The organism is Shinella sp. BE166 (assembly GCF_051201095.1).
GTDB lineage: Bacteria > Pseudomonadota > Alphaproteobacteria > Rhizobiales > Rhizobiaceae > Shinella > Shinella lacus.
Genome location: NZ_JBPEHL010000052.1, coordinates 1 through 5,835 on the forward strand (window position 1 = coordinate 1; position 5,835 = coordinate 5,835).

Genomic DNA, 5,835 nt, shown 5'->3' on the forward strand with positions numbered 1-5,835 from the left:
AAGCTCTGAAATCGACATATGTCCAAGCCCTCTTTCGAGATTGAACATCGACAATCATAAGCTGATCCGGAAGGTGGGGTCAGGACGGCGCTTACCATTGAGATCGACTCCAACATTGTCGAGCGCGCGATCAGGCCTTGCAAATTCCGAGGCAATCCGCCCCCTGATTCCGAAATGATCTCGCCCCCCAGTTCCGAAAATTAGTCGCCCCCTTGTTCCGAGATGATGCCGCCCCCTTCGGAGGGGGTGTGGCGTGGGTGTTCTGCCGGTGTGAAGTTCCTTCCGTCGATGGTGATGGGGAAGGAACGGGATGCCTGCGGAGAGACTGGAGATGCGGCGTGTCCGCGAGATACTGAGATATCGGGCCGAGCAACTGGGCCATAAATCAATTGCGGTTCGGGTCGGGGCAGCGCCGTCGACGGTGCGCGAGACGCTGCGGCGGGCGACGGCTGCAGGGCTTTCGTGGCCGTTGGACGACGACATGAGCGATGCCGTTTTGGAAGCGGCGCTCTACAAGGCGGCCGGGACGAAGACGGGTCATCGCCGGGCCCCCGAGCCGGACTGGGCTGAGGTGCATCGCGAGCTCAAACGCAAGCATGTGACGCTGCAAATTCTCTGGGACGAGTATATCGGCCGTTATCCGGATGGCTATCGCTACAGCCGGTATTGTGACCTTTACCGCGGCTGGGCGATGAAGCTGCCTGTGACGATGCGGCAGGAGCATGCGAGCGGCGACAAGCTGTTCGTCGATTATGCCGGCGACACGGTGACGGTCGTCGTCGACCGGCTGTCGGGCAAGACGCGGCAGGCACACCTGTTCGTGGCGGTCCTGGGAGCGTCCAGCCTTTCGTTCGCGCAGGCGCGCTGGACCGAGACGCTTCCGGACTGGATCGAATGCCATGTTCAGGCGCTGGAGTTCTTCGGCGGTTCGCCAGCGCTTCTTGTGCCCGACAATGCCAAGGTGGCGGTCATCAAGGCGTGCCACTTCGATCCTCAGGTCAACAGGACCTATTGCGCCATGGCGGCGCACTATAGGAGCGCCGTTCTTCCGACACGGCCGCGGCGGCCGCGCGACAAGGCGAAAGTGGAGGCCGCGGTTCGTATCGTCGAGCGCTGGCTGTTGGGACGGCTGCGCCATCGCGTCTTTTACAGTCTCGCCGAGGTCAATGCGGCGATCATGGAATTGCTCCGTGACCTCAACGACATCAGGGTCTTGCGTCGGGTCAATTGCACGCGGCGTCAATTGTTCGAGGAACTCGATCGTCCGGCTCTGCGGCCCTTGCCTGTCGAGCGCTATGTCTTCGCCGAATGGCGTATCCGGCGTGCCGGGCTGGATTACCACGTCGAGATCGAACGGCATTATTACTCGGTTCCCTATCGCTTTGCCCGCGAGCAGGTTGAGGCGCGTATCACCGCCAATACGATCGAGATATTCCATAAGGGCGAGCGGATCGCCGCGCACCGCCGCTCGAGTGGCAACGGCAAGCACACGACAATCCCCGATCATATGCCCTCGGCGCATCGTCGGTTCGCCGACTGGACGATCGAACGCATTCGACGCGAAGCCTCAGCCATGGGGCCGGATGTCGACCTCTTGTGCGAGCGCATCCTTGCCGACCGGCCGCATCCCGAGCAGGGCTTTCGCGCCTGCCTCGGGATTATCCGCCTTAACAAGAGCTTCGGCCGCGACAGGGTCAATGCCGCTTGCGCCCGAGCGCTGGAGATCGGGGCCCGGACCTATGGTTCGGTGCGCTCCATCCTCGACAACCACCTCGACCGGACGGCGAGCTCGAATGGAGCCGCCTCGCACGAACCGATCCACCACGAAAACATCCGCGGACCTCGCTATTACCACTAAGGAGAACGAAGAATGCTTGCTCATCCAACACTTGATCGACTGAACGCCATGGGCTTGGCCGGCATGGCCAAAGCCTTCGGCGAACTCGTCGCCAACGGCGAGGCCGAACATCTCTCGCATGCCGAATGGCTCGGATTGCTGCTCGAGCGGGAATGGAGTTCCCGTTACGACCGCAAACTTGCGGCGCGTCTCAGGTTCGCCAAACTTCGTCATCAGGCGACCCCGGAAGATGTCGATTATCGCGCCGAACGCGGCCTCGACCGTGCGCTCTTCATGAAGCTGCTCGGGGGCGACTGGATCGGTGCTCACGACAATCTGGCCATATGCGGCCCCTCAGGCGTCGGGAAGAGCTGGTTGGCATGTGCCCTTGGCAATAAGGCTTGCCAGCCAGGCTGCAACGCACCCTGGGCCATGTTCAGGTCCTGATCCTGGACGACTGGGGTCTTGAGCCGCTCAACGAACAGGCCCGTCACGATCTTTTGGAAATCCTTGAGGACCGCTACGGCCGCCGATCGACGATCATTACCAGCCAGCTCCCCGTATCCGCCTGGCACGGTGTCATCGGTGACCCCACCTACGCCGACGCCATCCTGGATCGCCTCGTCCACAATGCCCACCGCATCGAACTCAGCGGGGGAAGCCTACGACGAAATCTGCCGCGCAAAGCTTGACACATTACTCGAACGAACTGACAACAATTACTGCCTGCAGACCCCGATGAAACAGGGGGCGAGATCATCCCGGAATCCGGGGGCGCAATCATCTCGGAACAATGGGGCGGCTTCATCGGAATCGGCAAGGCCTCAAACAACTACGAGAAAACAGTCTATTCGCCAGCAGCAGAGATGGCCCACGGTCGCCCTCTTGCAGACAATCAAAATGAACGGCGTCGATCCGCACAACCAACTCCCAGAGCTTCCGTAACGCTCAAGGCGAGCCAGTCTACGGAGCTCGAGGCTGATACCGTGAAACTATAGACCTCACGCCATCAGCTAACTTCTTCCTTGCGCAGGATCCCGCCGATCTGGACTGATTCTTCGTGCGCCCCTCGATAGTCTGGCGAAGCAGGCCTTTTCGCTCGAGATCGTCACCAGCTGATGTAAAACATTGCTTTCGCCAGGAAAACGATGAGGACCACATGGAAGAAGACGCTGAGGTGTATGACTTTCGTGTGCCTAGACCTCAGCTTACCACGCGCGCCAAGGATCACAGCCGTGATGAAATGCGCCAGAACGCTAGCCGCCAGCGCGATCTTGATCGACAGCAGTGTTGCAAAACTGCTGTCGAGGGGACGGGCGAGGTCTTCGCGATATTGCCAGGCCATGGTTACGCCTGCCATATAGAGCACCGCAATGACGAACGGCATCAGGCGGCGCGCCCGCCAGCCGATTTCCGTTTCCACCTTGCGCATCGCGTCCGGCCCCACCCGCTTGCGGATGCCTTCCAAAACGAGAACTTCGAAGAAGACAGTCCCGACAAACAGGATAGCGGCAAAAAGGTGAAGCGTAAGAAGCGCGAAATGGCTCATGATCTTCGTCGGACTCCGTCACTTATCCAGTAACCGCACCCTCGTCGGCCGGGCGGGCGAGCGCTGCGAACTTGGCGAGCACGCCGCGCTTGTAGCGGGGTTCGGGTTGCTTCCAGGCCGCGCGGCGACGGGCAATCTCGGCCGCGTCCACGTCCAGTCGAAGGAGTAGGCGCTGCGCGTCGATGGTGATGGAATCCCCCTCCTCCACAAGCGCGATGGTTCCGCCCACATAGGCCTCTGGCGTGACATGGCCGACGACCATGCCCCAGGTGCCTCCAGAAAACCGGCCGTCGGTGATGAGCCCAACGCTTTCGCCAAGGCCCCGGCCGACCAGCGCCGAGGTCGGCGCCAGCATTTCCGGCATGCCCGGCCCGCCTTTCGGTCCGAGGTAGCGCAGTACCACGACATCGCCCGGCCGAATGCGATCGGCCAGGATCGCCTCCATGGCGGAAGACTCATCGTCAAAAACCCGCGCCGGACCGGAAATCACCGGGCTTTTCAGTCCGGTGATCTTGGCCACCGCACCATTTTCGGCAAGGTTGCCCTTGAGGATGGCCAGATGCCCTTCGCGATAGAGCGCCTGCCGCAGCGGCATGATGACACGCTGGTCAACACGCGGTTCAGCTGGCACGTCGGTCAGTTCCTCGGCAAGCGTGCGGCCGGTAATCGTCAGGCAATCGCCATGGAGGAGACCCGCATCCAGCAGGATCTTCAGCACCTGCGGCACGCCGCCTGCAGCATGCAGGTCCACCGCCATGTATCGGCCGGAGGGCTTCAGGTCACACAGCACCGGCACTTTGCGGCGCACCCGCTCGAAATCGTCAAGCGTCCACTCAACCTCGGCGGCATGGGCTATCGCCAGGTAGTGCAGAACCGCATTAGTCGAACCGCCCACCGCCATGATGAGCGCCACCGCATTCTCGATCGATTTGCGGGTGACGATGTCGCGCGGGCGTATATTCCGCTTGACCGCCTCAACCAGCACACGGCCGGATGCCGCCGCGCTATCGATCTTCTCCTGATCCGGATTTGCCATGGTGGAAGAATAGAGCAGCGACATGCCGAGCGCCTCGAAGGAGGAACTCATGGTGTTGGCTGTATACATGCCGCCGCAGGAGCCCGTGGAGGGGCAGGCGTGACGTTCGATCCCCTCGAAATCCGTCTCCCCGATCGTGCCGGCCATAAAGGCCCCAACAGCCTCGAAGGCTGAGACGATGGATAGGTCCTCGCCCTTCCAGCGGCCAGGCTTGATGGTGCCGCCATAGACATAGATCGCCGGTGCGTCAGCGCGCAGGATGCCGATCATACCGCCCGGCATGTTCTTGTCGCAGCCGCCGAGCACCAGCACGCCGTCCATCCATTGTCCCTGCACCGAGATCTCGACGCAGTCGGCGATCACCTCGCGCGAGACCAGCGAATATTTCATGCCCTCGGTGCCCATCGACATGCCGTCGGAAATGGTGGGCGTGCCGAAGGTCTGTGGATTGGCCCCAGCCGCCGCGATGGCGCTGACGGCCGCGTCGGCCAGCGGCTGCAGGCCGGCATTGCAGGGCGTGATGGTAGAATGCCCGTTGGCGATGCCGATCATCGGCTTGTCGAAATCGGCTTTCTCATAACCGAGCGCATAGTACATGGCGCGGTTTGGCGAGCGGGCGATCCCCTCCGTTATATGTTTCGAGCGTTCGTTGAAAGGCATATCAGACCTTGCTCTTGAAACGGGAGGGGCTTGCTCTGTCAGCAATCGAGACGCCGAATGCGCACGCTGCACGGAAACAGGCACAAATCAATATGCTGAACATAGCGTATGGCCATCGGAACGGCAAACTCACAGGGCGTTGCCGCCCGGCATCGTCACCGGCAGCCCGCTCACCGCGTTTCCAGCGCCAATTCCCTGCTCCTGACAGCCGCAAGCGCCCTCTACTCCTTGAGAAGGTCCTGATCCTCCTCTGAAAAGCGCGCACGATGCTTCAGATCCTGAAAGGGATCGCCTGAATGGTAACGGTCAAATTCTGCCGCAATGAGGGTCTCGTGATGGAGGCTCCTTTGCGCATCGTCGGGGCCGATGGCTTGTACAAATCCATTGATCGACATGAACCGCTGATCTTCAACGTCCTGCTTCATCGCATTTTTCCCCCAGCAAAGTCACGCGTGCCCCATCGTTTCCAGACGGCATGACGGGCGCAAATGCAGCTTGGATTTTAGTCCGCAAGGATCGTGTCCCATGACGTGGTGTAGCTTAGACGACCACGGCTCATCCCGGAGGGCCGGATGAGTGTCAGCTTGCGGCTGGCAGGCTGATGAGCGGATCATCGCTCATTGTTGCGATGGTTTCCAGTGTCATGTAGCGGGATCGTTGGACGGCCCATTTGATGGCATGGACCGCTCCCTTTCCCTCAGCGAAGATGGCGGCTGTCTTTTTAGCCAAGAAGGAGTCATCCCATGCCTGTTG

4 protein-coding genes and 1 pseudogene are annotated in these 5,835 nt (G+C 61.0%); 2 read left to right on the forward strand and 3 right to left on the reverse strand.

What is annotated here, in order from left to right; genetic code table 11:
- Positions 1-331 precede the first annotated feature (331 nt).
- Both istA and J2Y63_RS35145 read left to right on the forward strand, forming a co-directional pair.
- The gene (gene istA, locus J2Y63_RS35140; protein WP_435269797.1) at positions 332-1,858 is read left to right on the forward strand and encodes an IS21 family transposase; all 1,527 of its coding nucleotides are present in this window, start codon (positions 332-334) and stop codon (positions 1,856-1,858) included.
- Between the two features lie 12 nt (positions 1,859-1,870).
- A pseudogene (locus tag J2Y63_RS35145) lies at positions 1,871-2,529 on the forward strand (ATP-binding protein).
- Positions 2,530-2,945: 416 nt separating this feature from the next.
- Here J2Y63_RS35145 and J2Y63_RS35150 read toward each other — a convergent pair.
- The 3 genes from J2Y63_RS35150 to J2Y63_RS35160 all read right to left on the reverse strand — a co-directional run bounded on the left by J2Y63_RS35150 (position 2,946) and on the right by J2Y63_RS35160 (position 5,507).
- Positions 2,946-3,386 (reverse strand): CopD family copper resistance protein, encoded by a 441-nt coding sequence (locus tag J2Y63_RS35150; RefSeq protein WP_435269798.1) that lies wholly within the window; start codon positions 3,384-3,386, stop codon positions 2,946-2,948.
- Between the two features lie 22 nt (positions 3,387-3,408).
- The gene (ilvD, locus tag J2Y63_RS35155; protein ID WP_435269799.1) at positions 3,409-5,082 is read right to left on the reverse strand and encodes a dihydroxy-acid dehydratase; all 1,674 of its coding nucleotides are present in this window, start codon (positions 5,080-5,082) and stop codon (positions 3,409-3,411) included.
- A gap of 221 nt (positions 5,083-5,303) precedes the next feature.
- Positions 5,304-5,507: a hypothetical protein gene (locus tag J2Y63_RS35160; RefSeq protein ID WP_435269800.1), complete on the reverse strand. Its 204-nt coding sequence runs from the start codon at positions 5,505-5,507 to the stop codon at positions 5,304-5,306.
- Positions 5,508-5,835: the final 328 nt, after the last annotated feature.

What these genes read in the sequence shown, in the direction of transcription:
- istA (WP_435269797.1), top strand. Translation starts at nt 332, where the DNA reads ATGCGGCGTGTCCGCGAGATACTGAGATATCGGGCCGAGCAACTGGGC.
- J2Y63_RS35150 (WP_435269798.1), bottom strand. Translation starts at nt 3,386, where the DNA reads ATGAGCCATTTCGCGCTTCTTACGCTTCACCTTTTTGCCGCTATCCTG.
- ilvD (WP_435269799.1), bottom strand. Translation starts at nt 5,082, where the DNA reads ATGCCTTTCAACGAACGCTCGAAACATATAACGGAGGGGATCGCCCGC.
- J2Y63_RS35160 (WP_435269800.1), bottom strand. Translation starts at nt 5,507, where the DNA reads ATGAAGCAGGACGTTGAAGATCAGCGGTTCATGTCGATCAATGGATTT.